Raw genomic sequence first — 20659 nt, 5'->3', positions numbered from 1 at the left:
TAAATGCTTGCATTTAAAGATTTTGCAGAATAGGCAGGTAATCCAGGCGCGGGAAAGCGCCTGGATTTACTTCTATTGCAGTTGCTTCCAATTCAACCAAGGCGATGGATTTTCTTCCACCTGTAATCATCCGGTTCCAAAAAACTTCGAGATCTTCAAAGCGAATGATGAAGTAACGCTGCAATGAAGAGAATCGGATGATCATGAAGGCCACCCCTTTTTGTTTGACGACTTGGGCCATATGATGAATTTGATGGTCATGGATGTTTTTCAAAGGAAAGGACGTTTTATTTTCGGTTTCTTTCGCTTCGAAATCGATATATTTGCCGTTCCAAACGCCATTGTAATCAGTGGTAGAAGGGGCTCTGAAATAGGCCTCGCGAATAACCGCTGCACTCCTGGACGGATATTCCACTTTTACAATCTGGACTGGCACCGGCTTTTTATGGATGACGGCTAAACCCATTTGCAAGTAATAGTCATTTGTTTCGTTTAATTCATCCTCTAATGTCTTACCCCGGTTGCTGAAGGAAAAATCCTTCTTCTTTTTGGCGACGGGCTTTTCTTTAGAAGGAATGAACTTTTTTCCGTTTGGATAATTTATTGCCATCGTGATACACCTCACTCCATCTATCATATCACACGGATTTAGACGATGCCGATGTGGAAAGGTTTCAAAAATTGCTAGACTTATAATAGCGGAACTCTTCCCAAATGCCAACTGAAAAGAATGTCTGTTCGATAATATTCGTCTGCCTAAAAGGAATATGATAAACTATTGGCAACGGAGGTGGCAGATTTATGACAGTACGAGAACTTTCTTCCACGCTATTCGATGAATGCGGGAAATGCCAAGACCGGTTTTTTGACATGCGCGAACGCGATGCCGAGCCGGATTTTTATAACGATGTAAAGCCATATGCCGATCACTGGCATGAATTGATAAATGAGTGGCAGCGGGAGTCGCTAGTCTATATACAGCAGGAGCGGCCAAAGCATGTCCACAAGCCGCAAATCGACACGGCAGCAGAAGGGATGACGCAATTTTTTGTCCAAAGCTTTTATAAAGATACCAGCAAAAAGCGTTTTATCCAAACCATACAGGCTGCCCAGTATACTTTGCAGACATTTATACGAGCGATAGACGAAAAGGGCGACTGCAATGATTAAACGAAAAAAACTTCCCGAGTTGATGGAAGAATGGAAAACGGAACCCGATATGATGGAGCGCATTGTCCATTGGCATACAAAAGAGGAAAAGCCTGCAATGTATGCGGAATTTCCAGAAGCAATGCATGACAGTTTAAAACAGGCACTAAAGAAAAAAGGGGTGGATAAATTATACACCCACCAGCGTGAAGCGTTTGACCTCGCTGTGAGCGGCAAGTCATTTACAGCAGTTACGCCAACTGCTTCCGGCAAATCGTATTGCTATCATTTGCCGGTGATCCACAAAATTTTAAATGATCCAGGCGCACGTGCCCTTTATCTTTTCCCCACAAAGGCGCTAGCGCAAGATCAGAAAAGCGATCTCCACGATTTGATCGAAAAAATGGACCAGGATATTTTATCGTATACCTATGACGGCGATACGGCACCGGCAATCCGGACGAAAGTCAGAAAAGCGGGGCAAATCGTCATTACGAATCCGGATATGCTCCATTCAGCGATATTGCCGCACCATACAAAATGGGTTTCATTATTCGAGAACCTTCATTATATAGTCATTGACGAACTTCATACGTATAAAGGAGTGTTCGGAACGCATGTAGCGCATGTCATCCGACGCTTAAAGCGGATTTGTGAATTTTATGGCAGCCATCCGGTCTTTATCTGCACATCAGCAACGATTGCAAACCCGAAAGAACTTGCAGAGAATCTGACAAATACGGAGCATGTGCTCATTGACCAAAACGGAGCCCCGTCCGGTAAAAAACACATCGTTTTCTATAATCCGCCAATCATCCATCCGACATTCGGAGTGAGAAGAAGCGCAGTGCTCGAAGTTCGGGATTTGGCGACGCATCTCGTCAAACAAAATATCCAAACAATCGTTTTTGCAAAGAGCCGGGTGCGGGTGGAAATGCTCGTCACGTATCTAAAAGCCATTACAAAAACGAAGCTTCAAGACGAATCCATAAAAGGCTACCGTGGAGGTTACTTGCCGACTGAGCGGAGAGCCATCGAAAAAGGGCTGCGCGATGGGACGATCAAATGCGTCGTTTCCACAAATGCACTTGAATTGGGAGTGGATATCGGACAGCTGCAAGCGTGTATTATGACCGGTTATCCTGGAAATATCGCAAGCGCCTGGCAGCAAGCTGGACGGGCAGGGAGAAGGCAGGATGAATCGCTTGTGGTTTATGTGGCGCAATCCACTGCACTCGACCAATACATCATCAATCATCCTGAATACTTGCTGGACCAGACGCCGGAAGAAGCGAGGATCCATCCGGAGAACATCATCATTCTCATGGATCATCTGAAATGTGCTTCTTTTGAATTGCCCTTTTCGACAGATGACCAATACGGAGAATTTGATGTCCAGGAATTGCTGGAATATTTGCAGGAAGAAGGGGTCCTTGTCCGGACTTCTGATCGCTGGCATTGGATGAGCGACCGTTTTCCTGCCCATGACATTTCTCTGCGCTCGGCTTCTCAGGAAAATGTGGTCATCATCGATCAATCGATTCCTGCCAATACAAAAGTAATCGGGGAAATGGACCGCTTCAGCGCAATGACTTTATTGCACGAAGAGGCCATTTACCTTCATCAAGGAACCCAGTTCCAAGTGGAGATTCTGGATTGGGAAGAAAAGAAAGCCTACGTCCGTGAAGTGGACGTGGATTATTTTACCGATGCGAATTTAGCGGTTGAATTGAAAGTGATGAGCGAAGACAAAACACGGAAACTGCATACTGCTGATGTCCAATTCGGTGATATTGCCGTTCTTGCGATGCCGACGATTTTCAAAAAAATACGTTTCGACAGCCATGATAATATCGGTTCCGGACCTATTTCATTGCCTGCCGAAGAATTGCATACTTCTTCTACATGGCTAAGCTTTGAAAAGCCGGAAGATTTTTCCGATTCCGAACTGTCGGACACGATGACCGGCGCTGCATATGCCATTGAATCGTTTATCCCGATTTTCGTCCAATGCGACCGCAGGGACGTTCATGTGGTGCCTCAAGTGAAATCGCCGCATAACGGCATGCCGTCTTTCTTTATCCATGATTCCTATCCGGGCGGCATCGGCATCAGCGAAAGAATTTACGATCTCTGGCAGCCGCTGCTCGACAAAGCCCAGCAGCATGTGGAAGAATGCCCATGCCTTGATGGATGCCCGGCATGCATCGGCGCGCAGGAAGCGGCCATCAGCATGAAGAGCCACGTAATCGATTTACTGAGCGAGCTCCGCAAAGAGAGGTGAGCAGCGAATGTCATTTGAAAGCAAACTACTCCAGATGAAAGGCATGCTGAAAAAGCAGCCAGTGAAAAAGAAACAGCCGACAGCAAACGAGCGTCCGCTGCACGAAGAGAAATGGAACAGCATCGGATTAAAACTGAAAGAAAATAAATTCGGATTTGTTTACGAGAAAAAAATCACGTACCCTTTAGATACACAGCATGGCAAAGTGAAGCTCAACGAACTTGACCGGGTGCTTAAGGCATGGGAAGACGTTTCTTTCGATCATCCATTTAAATTGAATGTGGATGACAAGATTGTTTTCTTCGATACGGAAACAACCGGACTTAGCGGAACAGGCGCCTATATTTTCTTGATCGGCTTATTGGTGAAAAAAGAGAATTGTTTCGAAATGATTCAATACATTATGCCCGATCCATCCAATGAAGCAGCATTTCTTTATGAAACAAAGCTATGGGAAGAAGAACAGCCCATCATCTTTTCCTACAACGGGAAAAGTTTTGACTGGCCGCAATTGATGTCGCGCTGGACGATGCATCGCCAAATTTTACCGAAGCTCCCGACGCCGGTCCAGATTGACTTATTCCATGGCACAAAACGGATATGGAAAAATGAACTGGAACGAATGAAGCTAAGCACCATTGAAGAAGAAAAGCTCGGCTTTGCCAGAGAAGGGGATGTCCCGGGCTATCTGATCCCGCCGATTTACCTGGATGCTGTGAAAAGCGGCTATCCGGAAGGCTTAGGAAAAGTGCTTTTCCATAATGAATTGGATATCTTGTCGTTGGTTTCTTTATACGTTTTGTCGTCGGATCTGTTAATGGAAGATTTTGAAACGGAGACGAGCGGCGCCTATACCAATATCGGCAAATGGTATGCGGATTTAAAACAATATGACCAAAGCGCAGCTTATCTTGAACACGTCGCTTTAGAGCGTGGAAGTTCTGCTGCGATGGCCAGATACCTGCTCGCCATCCAGAAAAAGAGATCCGGCTTATACGAAGAGGCCGTCCGCTTATTTAAAGAAGCAGCGCCTCATTTAAGAGGCACAGTCGAAGTGGAAGCTTGGATCCATGCAGCAAAATTATATGAGCATCAACTGAAGGACCTTCAGCAAGCGTCGATTATGGCGGGCTTTGCCAAAGAAGCAAGCGAACATACGAAAGTGCGCAATTCGATTGTCCTTGATCTGATCAAACGCCAGGGGCGTCTGGAAGAAAAACTTCGAAAAAAACGTTCGGAAGTGAAGAAGATATAAAGACCTATAACCTGCCTTATGCTATACTTAGCGTATGGCAGGCTTTTTACGGAAGGACGATTAAAATGGACAATAAATTTACAGCTAAAGATATCTTAGAAAAAGATTTTAAAACAGGTATGCGCGGTTATAACCAAGACGAGGTAGACCATTTCCTCGATGAAATCATCCAGGACTATGAAATTTTCGCAAAAAAAATCGAGCAATTGCAAAATGAAAACAAACGCTTAAAAGCAGAATTAGAAGACATGCCTCGCAAGCAGGCGACTCCAGCTCCCGGGACGACGAATTTTGATATTCTTCGCCGGCTATCCCATCTGGAAAACCATGTGTTCGGAAACAAATTGAATAACGAGTAATTTCGTTGTAATCTTTCCCGGAATAACGTATACTAGTAAAGCCATTTGAAATTCTGGCAATCGCTCCGGATTTTTTCCGGAGAGGAAAGTCCATGCTCACACGGATCTGCGATGGCCGTAGTGATCGCGCTTAGCGAAACAATAAGCTAAGGCAGCTTTAACAGCTGACGGCGGGTAGAACGCCTAAGTCTTCGGATATGGCCGAAATACCCTGAAGGTGCCACAGTGACGGAGCTGTATAAGAAATTATACAGGTGGAACGAGGTAAACCCCGCGAGTGAGAAACCCAAATTATGGTAGGGGCACTTTTCTGAAGGAATTGAACTGAGGAAGAGGCAGGCTTAAGCTTGCAGATAGATGGTTGCCGTCCACTAGTACGAGGGTCAAACCGTTTGAGTACGTGGAAGACAAAACATGGCTTATAGAATTTCTTTTGGCTTTAAATTGCTTATTAAAAGCTCTCCGGAAGGGGAGCTTTTCTTCTTATACTATTAGAATCGTGGTGCATGATTTTGGTCGAACAAGCTTTCATTAAAAACTCCGCAATTTCAATTTCCAAGTTCCCTCAAGATTTGCCTGAGAAAGTATTTACTAAAGTTTCAGAAGGCATTATGGTGACGGACCTCCACAAACGCATTGTGCATGTGAATCCCGCATTTGAACTTGTCACCGGATATGAACGGGAAGAAGTTTTAGGGAAGACACCTAAAGTGCTTCAGTCGGGCATTCATAGACAAGATTTTTATCAAACCATGTGGGAAAAGATGAATCTAGATGGCGAATGGAGCGGGGAAATATGGAATCGCCGGAAAAATGGCGAAATCTACCCAGAATGGTTGAACATCACCGCGATAAAAGATGAAAATGGAATTGTCCGGAATTACTGCGGCATTTTTTCTGATTTGACCGACCGGAAAACTTCCGAAGACGAGTTAAAGAAAATGGCGCTGACAGATTCGCTGACAGGCACGTCAAATCGCTATGATTTTACGGAGAGGATGCAGCAATTGATCAAGACATCCCAAAAGTATGAACTTAGCCACGCCATTCTTTTCCTGGATTTGGATCGTTTTAAACAGATCAATGATTCCCTAGGTCATGATATTGGCGATTTATTGCTGATGAGCGTTGCAGAACGGATTAGAGGGCTCTTGAAAAATAAGGATATTTTAGCGCGTTATGGGGGAGACGAGTTTGTCGTTGCCTTGACTGCTATCAAACATCCCCGTGAGGCGGCCAGTATGGCGGAAAAAATTATAGAAGTTCTTGAAACGCCATTCCACTTGGCGGATGAAGAAATCTATATTTCGACAAGTATTGGAATCAGCCTCTATCCGATAGATGGCATGACCTTGGATGATATGCTTCGGAAAGCCGATAAAGCGATGTATTATGCCAAACAAAACGGCAGAAACCAATACTGTTTTTATTTCGATGATTTAAAAACAGCTTCAAGACGCCTTGTCTTAATGGAAGCGGAATTGCGAAAAGCGATTGAAAATCGGACATTTACGATGCATTATCAACCGCAAATCGATATTCAGACAAAGCGAGTGACCGGATTTGAATCGCTGATCCGATGGGAAAGCAAAAAGCTCGGGGTAGTGGCGCCTTCTGAATTCATTCCATTTGCGGAAGAAACCGGACTGATCATTTCTCTCAGCGAAGCGATTATTGAAACTGTCCTCCGTGATTTTATTGTCATGAATTTCAATGGCAGCTTGAATGCTCCGATTTCCATCAATATTTCCAGCCTGCATTTTCAGCAGCCCAACTTCGTCGCATCGATAAAAACGATTTTTGAAAAGATGAATTGCCAACCAGGTTTTTTTGAAATCGAATTGACTGAACATACCATTATGGACAATGTGGCAGAAACTACGGTAAAGCTCGAAGAATTGAGAGATCTGGGATTTTCCATAGCTGTAGATGATTTTGGGACAGGCTATTCGTCTTTAAGTTATTTAAGCCGCTTCCCAATTGATCAATTGAAAGTGGATAGCAGCTTTGTAAAAGAAATTGTATCCATCAAAGAAAATGAATTCATTGTAGATGCTATTATCAATTTGGCGCATAGCCTCCGTTTAACCGTTGTAGCTGAAGGGGTGGAAACGCCTGAACAAGTGCAACTGCTGACGCAACTCGGCTGTGATGTGATACAAGGATATATATACAGTAAAGCGATGCCAGCAGAAGAACTGCTTGCATTTATCGAAATTTGGAATATTAAGCAACAGGAAAGGGCGTCAATATGACCACATTTAAATTACTGGCTACGGCTGCAATGGGACTTGAATCGATTGTAGCGGATGAAGTGAAAGAATTAGGATATGAAACACAAACAGATAACGGCAAAGTGTTTTTCGAGGGCGAAGAACGCGATATTGCAAAAGCCAATCTTTGGCTGCGCACAGCAGACCGGGTAAAAATCATTGCAGGGGAATTCAATGCCTATACGTTTGATGAATTGTTCGAACGCACCAAAGCGATTGAATGGGAGAAGTTTCTTCCGGTTGATGCGAATTTCCCGGTGCAAGGTAAATCGGTAAAATCTAAATTATACAGCGTGCCGGACTGCCAGTCGATCGTCAAGAAAGCAATTGTTGAGCGCTTAAAAAAAGCGTATCACCGCAACTCATTCTTGGACGAATCAGGCCCGCGCTTTAAGATTGAAGTCTCCATTTTAAAAGATAAAGTACAGCTTTCAATCGATACGAGCGGTGCCGGCCTCCATAAGCGCGGTTACCGGCTGGACCAAGGGGAAGCGCCGCTGAAAGAAACTTTGGCTGCGGCCCTTGTGAAATTATCACGCTGGACACCGGACCGTCCCTTTATCGATCCGTTCTGCGGTTCAGGTACGATTGCTATTGAGGCCGCTATGATCGGACAAAATATTGCACCCGGCTATAATCGGGAATTCGACAGTGAACATTGGCCATGGATGAAGCCGCAAATGTGGGAAGAAGTGCGCAATGAAGCGGAAGAACTGGCAAATTACGATCAACCATTAGAAATTTTAGGTACTGACATCGATCATCGCATGGTGAAAATCGCAGAAGCGAACGCACTAGAAGCAGGTTTCGGCGACTTGATCCAATTCCAGCAGCGCCAGTTGAAAGATTTCATAGCGCAAGGCGAAAACGGAGTCGTTGTCGGAAACCCTCCATATGGAGAACGGATCGGGGAAATTGAGGAAATTGAAGAAATGATTGGTGATATGGGGCGGATTTTCGCCAAATATCCATCATGGTCAATTTATATGCTGTCGTCTATGCCGCGTTTCGAAACTTTGTACGGACAGCCGGCAACAAAGAAAAGAAAATTATTCAACGGATTCATCCGCACCGATCTATTCCAATTCTGGGGCGAGCGTCCAAAAAATAAATGACAGGATAACGGAAGGGCGATAGCCCTTCCGTTTATCTGTGAGGAGAATATATGAGACAACCTATACCATTTCCATTATCGAAAGATAAAACCTTCTTTGAATCCTTGAATGATTGGATTGGCGACATCTTTTATGATGAACTTCCCGAAAAAGGCTTCGATCTCCGGGACGAACAAATTTTTATGGCTTTTCAAATTGAGCAGGCGTTAAAAGAAAAATCGGTTCTTTTTGCAGAAGCGGGAGTGGGAACTGGAAAAACGCTCGCTTATCTTTTGCCAGCGATCGCGTATGCCCGCTATACGGGCAAACCGGCACTCATTTCTTGTGCAGATGAGACTTTGATCGAACAGCTTGTAAAAAAAGGCGGCGATATTGACCGCTTGAACTCCTTATTCGATCTGAAAATGGACGTCAGGCTGGCAAAGTCGAGAGACCAGTATTTATGCTTGCAGCGCCTAGAAGGCGCCCAAAAGCGCAGTGACGCGGATTTTTTGGATGATATCGAGTTCAGTCTGCCGGAATTCGTCAACAAAACTTATTCCATGCAAAATACCTACCCTTACGGAGAACGATCAAGCTACCCGGATGTAACCGATGAAGAATGGCAGCAAGTCAATTACCATCCCATCCAGAATTGTGCAGCTTGCGAGCTGCGCAATAAATGCGGCCAGACGATACACCGCAACCATTACCGCCAGGCGACAGATTTGGTTATTTGTTCACATGATTTCCTGATGGAGCATATATGGACAAAAGATACACGGACGCGGGAAGGCCAAACGCCGCTTCTTCCGGAAACATCGTTGATTGTTCTTGATGAAGGGCATTTGCTTGAATTTGCAGCTCAGCGCGCATTGACATACGAAGTGCAGGAAATGACCCTGCTTAATGTAACGGAACGCATTATGGTCGACGGTGTCCGTGAAAAGACTTTGAGTATGATCGAGCGGACAATCGATTTGCACAATGAATTTTTCCGGGAACTTCGCAATTGCGCCATTCCAAGCGATGAAGACCGCCAAGGCATCCGTAAAACGGATTCACTTCTATCGTTAGGAAAAGAATTGATTGCATTGATTGATGATTTGATGGAAGAATTTGTTTTTGAAGGCGAATTGTATACCATTCCGGAATACGATTTGAAAATGGCAGAAGAATATTTTGAGCTCTATAATTTCTCCATGCGTTTATTTGTAGAGGAGGGCGATGCGGTCAACTGGATGGAAGTGAAAGATGAAATCGAAACTTTGGTCATCATGCCTCGTCTCGTAACCGATATTTTGGACGAAAAATTGTTTGATGGAAAAACGCCGATCATCTTCTCATCTGCGACTTTATCGGTTCAAAAAGATTTCACTTATATCGCAGACAGCCTCGGAATCGATGATTTCCAATCATTTTCTGTTCCGTCACCTTTTGAATACGAAGAAGTAATGAAAATCGTCAAACACCCACTTCAGCAAACAGATAAGTTTGAACGGGTATATGATTTGTTTTCATCAGGAGACCAAACTTTAGTGCTGTTTAAATCAAAGATCGATATGGAGCATTTCAAGCAATCCTTGCCGCTCGACCATCAATATGCGATTGAATTCGAAGGGGACCGGGAATTATCGACGGTCGTCAAAGAATTCCAAGAAGGCAAATTCCAGGTGTTGTGTTCATACCACCTTTGGGAGGGACTGGATCTGCCAGGAGAAGCATTGACGAAAGTGATCATCGTCGATTTGCCGTTCCCGCCAAAAGATCCGGTATTTGAAGCGAAGCGCAATTTCAGCTTGAATCCGTTAGAGGAAATCGATTTGCCGTTCATGCAGCTGCGTATCCAGCAAGGCATCGGCCGATTGATCCGTACGTCAAACGACCACGGTGAAATCCATTTGCTGCTGAATGAAGAAGAGCTTGCAGTAGAGCATTTATGGCAAGGGATTTTGCCTGTAGTTGCTGAGAATTTTTAATCCTTTCTTCCTGCTTATGATACAATTATTAGGCAAAGAAGATGTGGGGGGATTATGTTGACACTTGAAAAACAGTATAAAGACCATGTAAGTAAAATGCAGGCGTACAATGAAGCTCTTTCCTTATTGTATTGGGATCTCCGTACCGGAGCACCAAAAAAAGGAACGGATCTCCGTTCTGAAACGATCGGAACTTTGTCTTCGGAATTATTCGCTATATCAACGTCTGAGGAATTCGGGCAATTATTGGCTGATTTGGAAACAGATAAAGCGAAACTGAGCCATGTGATGCAGCGTTCAGTCGAAGAGTCACGCAAGGAATACGATTTGAGCAAAAAAATTCCGCCTGAAGAATACAAGAAATTCGTCATTTTGCAGTCCAAAGCAGAGTCGGTTTGGGAAGATGCAAAAGCAGCCGCTGACTTTTCGTTATTTGAGCCTTATTTAGAAGATTTGGTGTCGATGACAAAGAAAATGATCGGCTATTGGGGCGAAAAGAACGGCAGCGCTTATAATACGCTGCTTGATCAATACGAGCCGGGCATGACGACAGAAATCCTTGATGAAGTTTTCGGCAAGCTGCGAGACCGCATTGTACCGCTGGTTCAAAAAATAGCGGCTTCTGAACATAAACCGGAGACCGGTTTCCTTTATGAGCATTTTCCAAAAGTAGCTCAGCGGGATTTAAGCGTCGAAGTATTGGAGCAATTAGGCTATGATTTTGAAGCTGGCCGCTTGGATGAAACAGTCCATCCATTCATGACCACAATCAACCGCCGAGACGTTCGGGTAACGACGAAATACGACGAACAGGATTTCCGTACAGCTGTATTTGGAACAATCCATGAAGGCGGGCATGCTCTTTACGACCAGAACCTGGGAGCGGACCTTTCCGGTCTTGCGATTGAAGATGGGGCGTCGATGGGGATCCATGAGTCCCAATCGCTTTTCTTCGAGAACTTCATCGGCCGCAACGAAAACTTTTGGACAAGCAATTATGAGTTATTGAAAAAATACGCTCCGAAGCAATTCGAAGCTGTGAGCCTAGAAGATTACGTGCGGGCGATCAATGAATCGAAGCCTTCCTTGATTCGGATTGAAGCGGATGAGCTGACGTATTCACTGCATATCATGATCCGTTATGAGCTTGAAAAAGGGTTGTTCAATGGAGACCTTGCAGTCAAAGATTTGCCAAAGCTTTGGAACGATAAATACGAAGAATATTTAGGTGTGCGTCCTTCAGATGATGCCGAAGGCGTATTGCAGGATGTGCACTGGGCAGGAGGAAGCTTCGGTTATTTCCCTTCCTATGCACTTGGCTATATGTACGCAGCGCAATTCAAAAATGCGATGCTAAAAGATTTGCCTAATTTTGACGAGTTGCTTTCAACAGGCAATATCACACCGATCCGAGAATGGCTGACTCAAAACGTGCATCAATACGGCATGTCGAAAAAGCCGCTGGAGATCCTGAAAGACGCCACCGGCGAAGGATTGAACGCAGATTATCTAGCAGCCTACCTGGAAGAGAAATATTCAAAGATTTATCAGTTGAATTAAGGTGGAAAGTGAGCCCGAAAGCAGTTGCTTTCGGGCTTTTTTATTTTCCATCAGCCAATTCCAAAGAATTTTGATTATAATAAATGCAGGAGGGGTTATATGTTAAAATCATTCAGTTTAGAAGGCAAGACAGCGATCGTTACAGGCGCTGGAAAAGGGATAGGGAAAGCAATCGCTCTGGCAGTGGCAGAAGCGGGGGCAAACCTGATGCTGGTTGCGAGAACAGAGGAAGATTTGAAGGCTGTCCAACAAGAAATCAATAACGGCCGGACGGATTATGCAGTGGCTGATATTACATCGAGGGAACAAATTCAGCAAGCAGTGGAAAAAACAGTGGAACGTTTCGGCAAACTTGATGTCCTTGTAAACAATGCCGGCATGAATATCCGTTCTTCTTTAATGGAAGCGACTGACGGCGAATGGCAAAAAATCATGGATACGAACGCACATAGCGTTTTCATGTTTTCTCAAGAAGCGGCCAAGCAAATGAAAAACGGCGGCTCAGTCATCAATATCAGCTCAGTTGGCGGGGAGCGAGCGCTGAAAACAGGCGTTGTGTACGCAGCTTCAAAAGCGGCGATTATCCAAATGACGAAAGTGATGGCGATGGAATGGGGAACAAAGAACATCCGAGTCAATGCGATCGGCCCTTGGTATTTTAAAACACCGTTGACGGAAAAAATATTGGCGGACGAAGAATACTTAAATTCCATCTTAGCTGTAACGCCGATGAAGCGGGTAGGTGAACTGCCGGAAGTGGCGTCGCCAGTCGTTTTCCTGGCTTCAGACGCGGCAAGCTATATTACCGGACAAACTTTATTTGTCGACGGCGGCATGTCCATCCACGGATTTTCGTGAGGCGTCTGCAAGGGCTAACCAATAAGTCTTTACTCGACTTATTGGTTAGCCCTTTTGTTTCGATTAAAGCGCTGCGCCAGCTTCGCCGAAAAAGGAAATGTTCCAATTATATTTGGGGAAACTCCTTTTTTCGTTGAACGTAAAAAAATGTTATGATTAAAGCAGTATCTGAAGAAGGGGTTATCAAATGACAGCACATGACCATCAAAAAGATTTAATTGAAACAGCAAGGCTTTATAAAATATTTGCAGATAATGAAGACACAGAACGCGCATCAAAAGCGGAATTGTTTGCAAAGAAAATATTAAAGAATAATTTTATTATAGGATTTGCCGGACATTTTTCTTCAGGGAAATCGTCGATGATCAATGCGCTGACGGGCGAGACCTTATTGCCTTCGAGTCCGATTCCGACAAGTGCAAATATCGTGAATGTGCAAAAAGCGCCTTCCGATTTTGCAATCGTCAACCGTAAAAACAAGAAACCGGTTTATTTTCCGGAGAATTACGATTTCGACGTAGTCAAGGCATTCTGTAAAAGCGGAGACGTGACCCAAGTTGATATTGGCCACCAAGACTCTGTGCTTCCGGAAGGCATCACGGTCATGGACACTCCGGGAGTCGACTCGACAGATGATGCCCACCGCTTGTCTACGGAATCTGCACTGCATGTTGCAGACATGGTCTTTTATGTGATGGATTACAATCATGTCCAGTCCGAGTTGAATTTCAATTTCACCCGTGAGCTGCAGAAATACACGGAGCTCTATTTGATTGTCAATCAGATAGACAAGCATCAGGCAATTGAATTGCCTTTCGAGGACTTTAAAAAATCGGTTTATGATTCATTTGCTGCATGGGGAGTGGAACCGAAAGGGATTTTCTTTACATCCTTGAAAGACTTTGCGTTTCCCGGCAATGATTTCGAACAAGTAAAGGAATTGGTGGCTTCTACAATGGCAGGATGGCAAGGCCATGTAGGGGAAGCGACCGATGCAGCTTTGCAGCAATTGAAAGATGAACATCTCCGTTTCCTGGAAGAAGAACAACAGGAGCGGCTGCAGGCATTTTCATCCGTTTTAACTGAAGACGAATGGGAGAACCGTGAAGATATCAAACATGAAAATACGAAAGTGGCGAATCGCCGATCGGTTCTTGATTTTGAAAAATGGCAGGCTAAATTCGAAAAAGACAGAAAAGAATTAGTTGAAAACGCCAATATCATGCCGTATGAATTGCGGAATGCCCTTACGAATTATGTCGAGTCGGTCCAGCCTAATTTCAAGGTCGGTTTGTTGTTCAGCGGCAAAAAAACGGAAGAAGAGCGGGCATTGCGGAAAAAAGAAGTAGTGGAAAGGCTCGATACGGTCGTTCCATCGCAAATCACGAATCATCTGAAAAAACTGATGAAAAATTCGTTGAAAGACGCAGGGCTCTTAACTGATGACGAGTCGATTTCCATTGACGAACAAGAGTTTTCTCCTCCGTTCTCGCTGATTGAAGAACAGCTTCCGAAAAGCGGTCCGATCACGAGCGATGCCATCTTGAATTTTGCGAAGAATATCACTGTTTCCATTCAGCGTTGGTTCATTAAAGAGACAGAAGGCTGGAAAAAGGAGCAAGAAGAAAAGTTCACTTCGTTATCCGATGACGCCAATACTGAAATGGATATGAAAGCCCAATTGCTGGACCAAAAACTGTTGGCCATCACAACTTTAGAAGAGATGGATGAGCGGATTGATAAAGTGAAAAAATCTTTTTCTGCGATGCTTCCTAGCCAGAAAGTCGAAGCGGAGCAAAAAGTCGATCATTGGCAGCATGAGTTTTCAATTTCGATGGCAGAAATGGTGGAATTTGATGAATCGATGCTCGAGCAGAAAGCCGCATCGAACCGGGAAGGCCGTGACCAGCTCGTTTCATCGAATGTAAACCAATTTGATGAAAATGCGGTAATTGGAAGAGCCAATCAAACGGCTTTGGCCCTCACTTCGATTAAAGGGTTTGCGGAAACAGCGGAATACTTGAAGCGAAAAGCAGCACGTTTAGAGAAACAGGAGTTTACAATTGCGCTATTCGGTGCATTCAGTGCGGGAAAATCTTCTTTTTCAAACGCATTGATGGGTGAAACGGTTCTGCCGGTTTCCCCAAATCCGACGACCGCGACCATTAACCGGATCCGTCCTGTGACTAAGGACCATCCGCATGAAACGGCAGATGTCCGCTTGAAAACGGTCGCTCAGATGACGGAAGATGTGAGAAATTCCTTTAAGGTCTTGGGCGTAGAAGTCCACACGTTAGAGGAAGCTTTCGCTAAAGCTGGAACACTTTCGCAAGAAGGTTCATCAGAGCAGCAAGTCCATAAATCGTTTATCGACGCGTTCCAAAAAGGCTATCCGGAATTCAAGGAACATCTCGGGGAGACGCTCCGAACCAATCGTGAAGAGTTTGGACTTTATGTCGCGAAAGAAGAACGCAGTTGTTTTGTTGATGAAATCGACTTCTACTACGACTGTGAATTGACGAGAAGCGGCGTCACTTTAGTGGACACTCCGGGAGCTGACTCGATTAATGCCCGGCATACGAATGTCGCTTTCGAATATATCCGCAATGCCGATGCGGTCTTGTTCATCACTTACTATAACCATGCATTTGCCAGAGCTGACCGGGAATTTCTCATCCAGCTTGGACGTGTAAAAGATGCATTTGAAATGGATAAGATGTTTTTTGTCGTCAATGCAATCGATTTAGCGAATAATGAAGAGGAAAAAGACGCTGTCATTACATATGTTCAAGACGAACTTCAGCGTTTTGGCATCCGTTTTCCAAGGCTTTATGGAGTTTCAAGCTTGCTTGCGTTAAGAGACAAGGCAGTTTCAGGGATGCCGGAATTCGAAGAAGCTTTCCAGCATTTCTTGAAAGATGAAATCAAGGGGATGGCTGTTCAATCCTTGGCAGAGGAAGAGCAAAAAGCGGTTGACCGTTTTAGCGCGTTGATCGCCCAAACCGAAAAGAATTTGATGCGTAAAGATGAACGTCTAGCAGAGCTGAAACAGATTGAGCAGCAATTGTGCATCTTGTTCAGTGCATCTGCTGCGCGGATTTTCATAAAAGAAGCCATGCAGGAATTGGATGAATTGCTGTATTACGTAAATCAGCGTGTATTCTACCGCTTCAATGATTTTTTCAAAGAAGCCTTTAATCCATCAGCATTCAATGGAAAATCAGCTCAACAGGCACTCGACACCGCAATCGACGATATCGTTGAAATGACGGCATTCGACTTTGCCCAGGAATTGCGCGTGACGCATTTCCGGTTAGCCCAGTTTATCGAAAAACGGATTTCAAACCGTTTCAAAGATGACAGCGCGAAACTAAAAGAGATGAATCCGGATTTCTCGCTGACTCCTTATGAAGTGGAAGAGTCAGCGGCAATTGAACCGGATCAGGCCTTTGTGGGGACATCTTATACATCTGTGAAATCCTATTACAAAAATAATAAAAGCTTTTTCGAGAAGAATGAAAAAGAAAAATTACGGAACGCTTTACAGGCTTTGATGGAGCCGGATGCCTTAAAGTATCTCGACCGAGAAAAAGTAAAAATCAGCCATTGGGCGGATAATTGGATCGAACAGGAAGCAGAAGGCTTGCGGCAGCACATGCTTCGCCAAGCTATCGATCAAATCGAATCAGAACGAATTGTGCTCCAGCAACAGGAAATTTTGGCACAGTGGAAAGACTTGTTTTCAAATCTCGTAGCTGAAAGGGTGTAAGGAATGCCAGTATTCAAAAATATTGACCAAACACAAAACTATCGATGGATTGATGCACGATTCGATTTGAAGGATCCGAGTTGGGGAGAAAAAGCCTATCTCAAAGAACATATTGAAGGAGCTATCTACTGGGACCTTGAAAAAGACCTATCAGATATGGAGGCGGCAGGCGGGCGGCATCCGATGCCTTCTAAAGAAAAATTAAGCGGGTTGATTGAAAAAAGCGGGCTTGATCCGAAAGACGAGATCATGATTTACGACCAAGGCGGAGCTCCCTATGCAGCACGTGCTTGGTGGCTATTGAAATACGCTGGATTCGAAAATGCCTATATCAGCCAAAAAGGATTCGAATCGCTGAAAAAAGAAGGGTTGGAAACGAGCGCAATGGTTCCTGAACATGCCGCTGCTAAAGTAGAGCTTTCTTTTGATGAATCGATCTATGCCGACCAAACTTACGTTAAGCAAATTATCGATGGAGAAGAGCTTGGGATCTTATTAGATGCCCGGTCTGCTGAACGCTATGCAGGGATTTCTGAACCGATTGATCCGGTTGCTGGCAGAATTCCCGGCGCCCGCAACTTCGACTGGGAGCAGTTGATTGACCACCGGGGTGAATTCACGGAAGAAGTGGATTTCTCGGGTATACTCCAGAAAAGCGAACCCGCAGTGGTTTATTGCGGAAGCGGCGTAACTGCTGCCGCGTTGTATGCCATGCTAGCCCATAAAGGGTACCAGTCACTCCGCTTATATGCAGGAAGTTTCTCTGACTGGATAACGGATGAAAAGAATGTCGTTGAAATTGACGCGAATGATCAATCCGCTGAAATGGGCGATGCAGCAAAAGCTGTCTTAGCAAAATTGATCGAAGAAGGCTATAGCGGCGAAATGCTCATGAAGAAATTTGAATACGAAAAATCCTTGCTTGAGAAAAAATGATAGGAAAACCCCCGCTCAATTTGGGCGGGGGTTTTCCAGTTTTATTTGCTAATTTCTTTAGCCAGCGAAATGTCTTTTTTCGGTTGTTTGCGCGTCAGCTGAACCATGATGATTTGGTGGTTTTCCATTTCCCGCACAGTAATGACATGGGTCGGCAGATGCACAGTGCCGCCTTCAGTGATGTCTGTGTTTTTGAGCTGGACCCAACCGCCTATCGTATCTACGTCTTCGCTGTCATCAAAAACGATGGCAAAACGGTCTTCCAAATCTGAAAGGAGGACACGTCCGTTCACAAGGTAATTGAGCGGATCGAGTGCTTTGATTTCGTCCCGTTCGTCATCATCAAATTCATCGCGGATTTCCCCGACGATTTCTTCCAGAATGTCTTCCATTGTAATGACGCCGGAAGTGCCGCCGTATTCATCAATGACAATGGCCATATGGACTTGCTGCCTTTGCATCGTTAAAAGTACGTCCTGGATAGGCGCTAACTCCAATACGAAAGGGATGTCATGGACAATGATACTTTTTTTCAAACTTCCATTTACCGTGAAATTCGTTAACAGTTCTTTAATATTTACAAACCCGATAATGTCATCCTTATCGCCATTTTCAGTTACAGGATAACGGGTATATTGATGGTCTCTGACGATTTCCATCAACTCATTTTCATCCATCTCCAAAGAGATCGTTTCCATCTGTGTGCGTGGAAGCATGATGTCTTTAGCAACGCGTTCGTCGAATGAAAAGATGTTTTGCATATATGAAAGTTCGGTCTTGTTGATTTCACCGCTTTGATAGCTTTCGTTCATAATGATCTTTAACTCTTCTTCCGAATGGGCTTGTTCATGTCCGGCAGGTTCGACTCCGAACATGCGCAGCAATAGGCGTGCAGAACCATTCATGAGCCAGATGAACGGGTTTAAAATCTTTCCGAAAATAACCAATGGCTTTGAAAAGAATAAGGCCATTGCTTCAGCGTACTGGATCGCCAAGGTTTTTGGAGCCAGTTCTCCAAGGACTACATGAAGAAATGTTACGACTGCAAATGCAATCCCGAAGGAAAGGATGGAAGCTGTCGGATCCACGATGCCGAAATTTTCAAAAACGGGATGCAGGATTCGTTCGACCGTCGGTTCCCCGAGCCACCCAAGCCCTAAGGCTGTCATGGTAATGCCAAGTTGGCAGGCCGATAAATAATAATCCAGGTTATCCACGATTTTTCTGGTGCGTATTGCGTTTTTATTGCCTTCCAAAATCAGTTGGTCAATACGGGAAGTCCTCACTTTGATGATTGAAAATTCCGAGCCAACAAATAATGCAGTCAAAGCAATTAATAAAGCCACTAAAAACAAATTCAAGTAAAGTATACTGTCCAATTCGTCCCTCCGGTTTGAAGGGTTCACCTCTGCTTTCTAAAATATCCATTTATTATACCATAACCGAAAGCCACTTTCTTTTGGGAACTTCTCGCAAAAAATTTTGAGTATTCCGATTGAATAGAGTTGTCACCCGACAGAAATGGAATTATGATTAACAATGAGAAAAGGAGTGACTTTATGAAAACCTTATGGCGTGGTGGTAAAATCTATACGATGGCGAGCGAAGGAGAAACCGTAGAAGCAGTGTTGGTTTCTAATGGCAAAATTGAAAAGATCGGTACATATGAAGAATTAAAAGAGTCGGCAGATAAAGAAATGGATTTGGAAGGGAAAGTCATGTACCCGGGTTTTGTGGATAGCCATATGCACATGATCGGCCACGGCGAGAAATTGCTGCGGGTGGACCTTTCTAAAATTGAATCATCAGAAGAAATGAGAGAGCAGTTAATCCGTTCAACGAAAGACTTAGCTCCGGAAAACTGGTTTATCGGAGAAGGATGGAATGAAAACAATTTCCCCGACCGGAAAATTTTCCATCGACTTGAACTCGACGAAATTTCCGAGTCGCCTATGATGCTGAAGCGCGTATGCCGGCATGCCGTCTTAGCGAATTCGAGTGCGCTGAAATTGGCGGGCATCACAAAAGACACACCAGACCCGGAAGGCGGAGTCATCGTCCGGGACAACGACGGAGAACCGACAGGCTATTTGCTGGATGCAGCACAAGACCTGGTGGCCGATCAAATTCCGGAAGTCAGTGTTGAATATTTGACGCATACGCTCAAAACTTCGGTGGAAAATTTATTGTCTCTCGGATTGACCGGGGCCCATACAGAAGACATGGGGTATTACGGCCATGACTACACAAAGCCGCTGCAGGCGTTCAAAAATGTGATCGGCAGCGACAAACTGAAATTCCGCGCGAATCTGCTGCGTGCCCATAGCCAGTTTGAAGCGATGATGGAACATGCGAGCTACGCGGAACCATTTATTGATCCGGGCGCCATGAAAATTTTTGCCGATGGTTCGATCGGCGGGAAAACTGCGTTATTAAGCAAGCCGTACAACGATGATCCATCCACGAGCGGCGTTGCCATCCATTCGGATGAAGAATTGCATCGTTTGGTTGCTATGGCACGGAAACACGGGGAAGCCATTGCGATCCATGTCATCGGCGATTTGGCGATGGAAAAAGCGCTGGACGCAATTGAAGCTCATCCGGTAGCGGAAGGGAAGCGTGACCGTTTGATCCATGCCATGATTCTCCGTGAGGATTTGGTGGAGCGCATGGAAAAATTAGCGGTTATTCTGGACCTGCAGCCAAGTTTTGTCAGTTCGGATTTCCCGTGGGTGATTGAACGTTTGGGAGAAGAACGGATCAAATGGTCTTATGCATGGAAGAGCCTAGTAGACCGCGGTCTCATTTGTGCAGGAGGATCGGATGCACCGATTGAAGAGGTGGATCCGCTTCAGGGCATCTATGCAGCCGTAGCAAGAAGAAAGCCGTACGAAACGCATGAAGGCTACATGCCGCAAGAGAAATTAAGCCGTTTTGAAGCCATTCAGCTGTACACGAGCGGAAGCGCTGCAGCGATTTGCAAAGAGCAGGAGCGCGGAATCATTGCGGAAAACTTCGATGCGGATTTCTCGGTATTTGACCGGGACTTGTTTGAAGGCGAACTTGAACAGATCATCGAAGCGGAAGTGGAGCTGACGGTCGTAGCTGGAGACATCATGTATCAAAAAGGAAGAAGTGAATAG

At 44.8% G+C, this 20659-nt stretch carries 14 protein-coding genes and 1 other RNA gene; 13 read left to right on the top strand and 2 right to left on the bottom strand.

From position 1 onward, the window contains the following. Window positions 1-13: 13 nt before the first annotated feature. A complete protein-coding gene (gene recU, locus AC2EXB_RS11250) occupies window positions 14-610 on the bottom strand; it encodes a Holliday junction resolvase RecU (RefSeq protein ID WP_483601472.1) in 597 nt (198 codons plus the stop codon). 191 nt (window positions 611-801) lie between these two features. Here recU and AC2EXB_RS11245 point away from each other — a divergent pair, with 191 nt between their 5' ends. The 12 genes from AC2EXB_RS11245 to AC2EXB_RS11190 all read left to right on the top strand — a co-directional run bounded on the left by AC2EXB_RS11245 (window position 802) and on the right by AC2EXB_RS11190 (window position 17516). After that, window positions 802-1170 carry a YppE family protein gene (locus AC2EXB_RS11245; protein WP_235196400.1) on the top strand — a complete coding sequence of 123 codons (369 nt, stop codon included), beginning with the start codon at window positions 802-804 and terminating at the stop codon, window positions 1168-1170. Next, window positions 1163-3433, top strand: a complete 2271-nt coding sequence (locus AC2EXB_RS11240) for a DEAD/DEAH box helicase (RefSeq protein ID WP_483601470.1) — start codon at window positions 1163-1165, stop codon at window positions 3431-3433. The genes AC2EXB_RS11245 and AC2EXB_RS11240 overlap by 8 nt, the downstream gene beginning before the upstream one ends. 7 nt (window positions 3434-3440) lie before the next feature. Then, a complete protein-coding gene (locus tag AC2EXB_RS11235; RefSeq protein WP_483601469.1) occupies window positions 3441-4688 on the top strand; it encodes a ribonuclease H-like domain-containing protein in 1248 nt (415 codons plus the stop codon). A 65-nt stretch (window positions 4689-4753) separates the two neighbouring features. Then, a complete protein-coding gene (gene gpsB / locus AC2EXB_RS11230) occupies window positions 4754-5047 on the top strand; it encodes a cell division regulator GpsB (protein ID WP_052651436.1) in 294 nt (97 codons plus the stop codon). A 48-nt stretch (window positions 5048-5095) separates the two neighbouring features. Beyond that, window positions 5096-5474: RNase P RNA component class B (gene rnpB, locus AC2EXB_RS11225), an RNA gene on the top strand. Between the two features lie 79 nt (window positions 5475-5553). Continuing rightward, on the top strand, window positions 5554-7302 hold the full coding sequence (locus AC2EXB_RS11220; RefSeq protein WP_483601468.1) for a putative bifunctional diguanylate cyclase/phosphodiesterase: 1749 nt from the start codon (window positions 5554-5556) through the stop codon (window positions 7300-7302). Beyond that, on the top strand, window positions 7299-8435 hold the full coding sequence (locus tag AC2EXB_RS11215; RefSeq protein ID WP_483601467.1) for a THUMP domain-containing class I SAM-dependent RNA methyltransferase: 1137 nt from the start codon (window positions 7299-7301) through the stop codon (window positions 8433-8435). The genes AC2EXB_RS11220 and AC2EXB_RS11215 overlap by 4 nt, the downstream gene beginning before the upstream one ends. A 50-nt stretch (window positions 8436-8485) precedes the next feature. Next, on the top strand, window positions 8486-10393 hold the full coding sequence (locus AC2EXB_RS11210) for an ATP-dependent DNA helicase (protein ID WP_483601465.1): 1908 nt from the start codon (window positions 8486-8488) through the stop codon (window positions 10391-10393). 54 nt (window positions 10394-10447) lie between these two features. After that, window positions 10448-11953: a carboxypeptidase M32 gene (locus AC2EXB_RS11205; RefSeq protein ID WP_483601464.1), complete on the top strand. Its 1506-nt coding sequence runs from the start codon at window positions 10448-10450 to the stop codon at window positions 11951-11953. A gap of 99 nt (window positions 11954-12052) precedes the next feature. Next, window positions 12053-12811, top strand: a complete 759-nt coding sequence (locus tag AC2EXB_RS11200; protein ID WP_483601463.1) for an SDR family NAD(P)-dependent oxidoreductase — start codon at window positions 12053-12055, stop codon at window positions 12809-12811. 187 nt (window positions 12812-12998) lie between these two features. After that, a complete protein-coding gene (locus tag AC2EXB_RS11195; protein ID WP_483601461.1) occupies window positions 12999-16580 on the top strand; it encodes a dynamin family protein in 3582 nt (1193 codons plus the stop codon). Window positions 16581-16583: 3 nt separating this feature from the next. Next, the gene (locus tag AC2EXB_RS11190; RefSeq protein ID WP_483601460.1) at window positions 16584-17516 is read left to right on the top strand and encodes a sulfurtransferase; all 933 of its coding nucleotides are present in this window, start codon (window positions 16584-16586) and stop codon (window positions 17514-17516) included. A gap of 41 nt (window positions 17517-17557) precedes the next feature. Here AC2EXB_RS11190 and AC2EXB_RS11185 read toward each other — a convergent pair whose 3' ends face one another. Next, window positions 17558-18895, bottom strand: a complete 1338-nt coding sequence (locus AC2EXB_RS11185; protein ID WP_483601459.1) for a hemolysin family protein — start codon at window positions 18893-18895, stop codon at window positions 17558-17560. Between the two features lie 180 nt (window positions 18896-19075). Between AC2EXB_RS11185 and AC2EXB_RS11180 the strand changes: the two genes are divergently transcribed. Beyond that, window positions 19076-20659: an amidohydrolase gene (locus tag AC2EXB_RS11180; protein ID WP_483601457.1), complete on the top strand. Its 1584-nt coding sequence runs from the start codon at window positions 19076-19078 to the stop codon at window positions 20657-20659.

The organism is Planococcus alkaliphilus (genome assembly GCF_057031095.1).
Note: the sequence above shows the minus strand (reverse complement) of the source record. Positions and strands in the feature narration are given on the sequence as shown.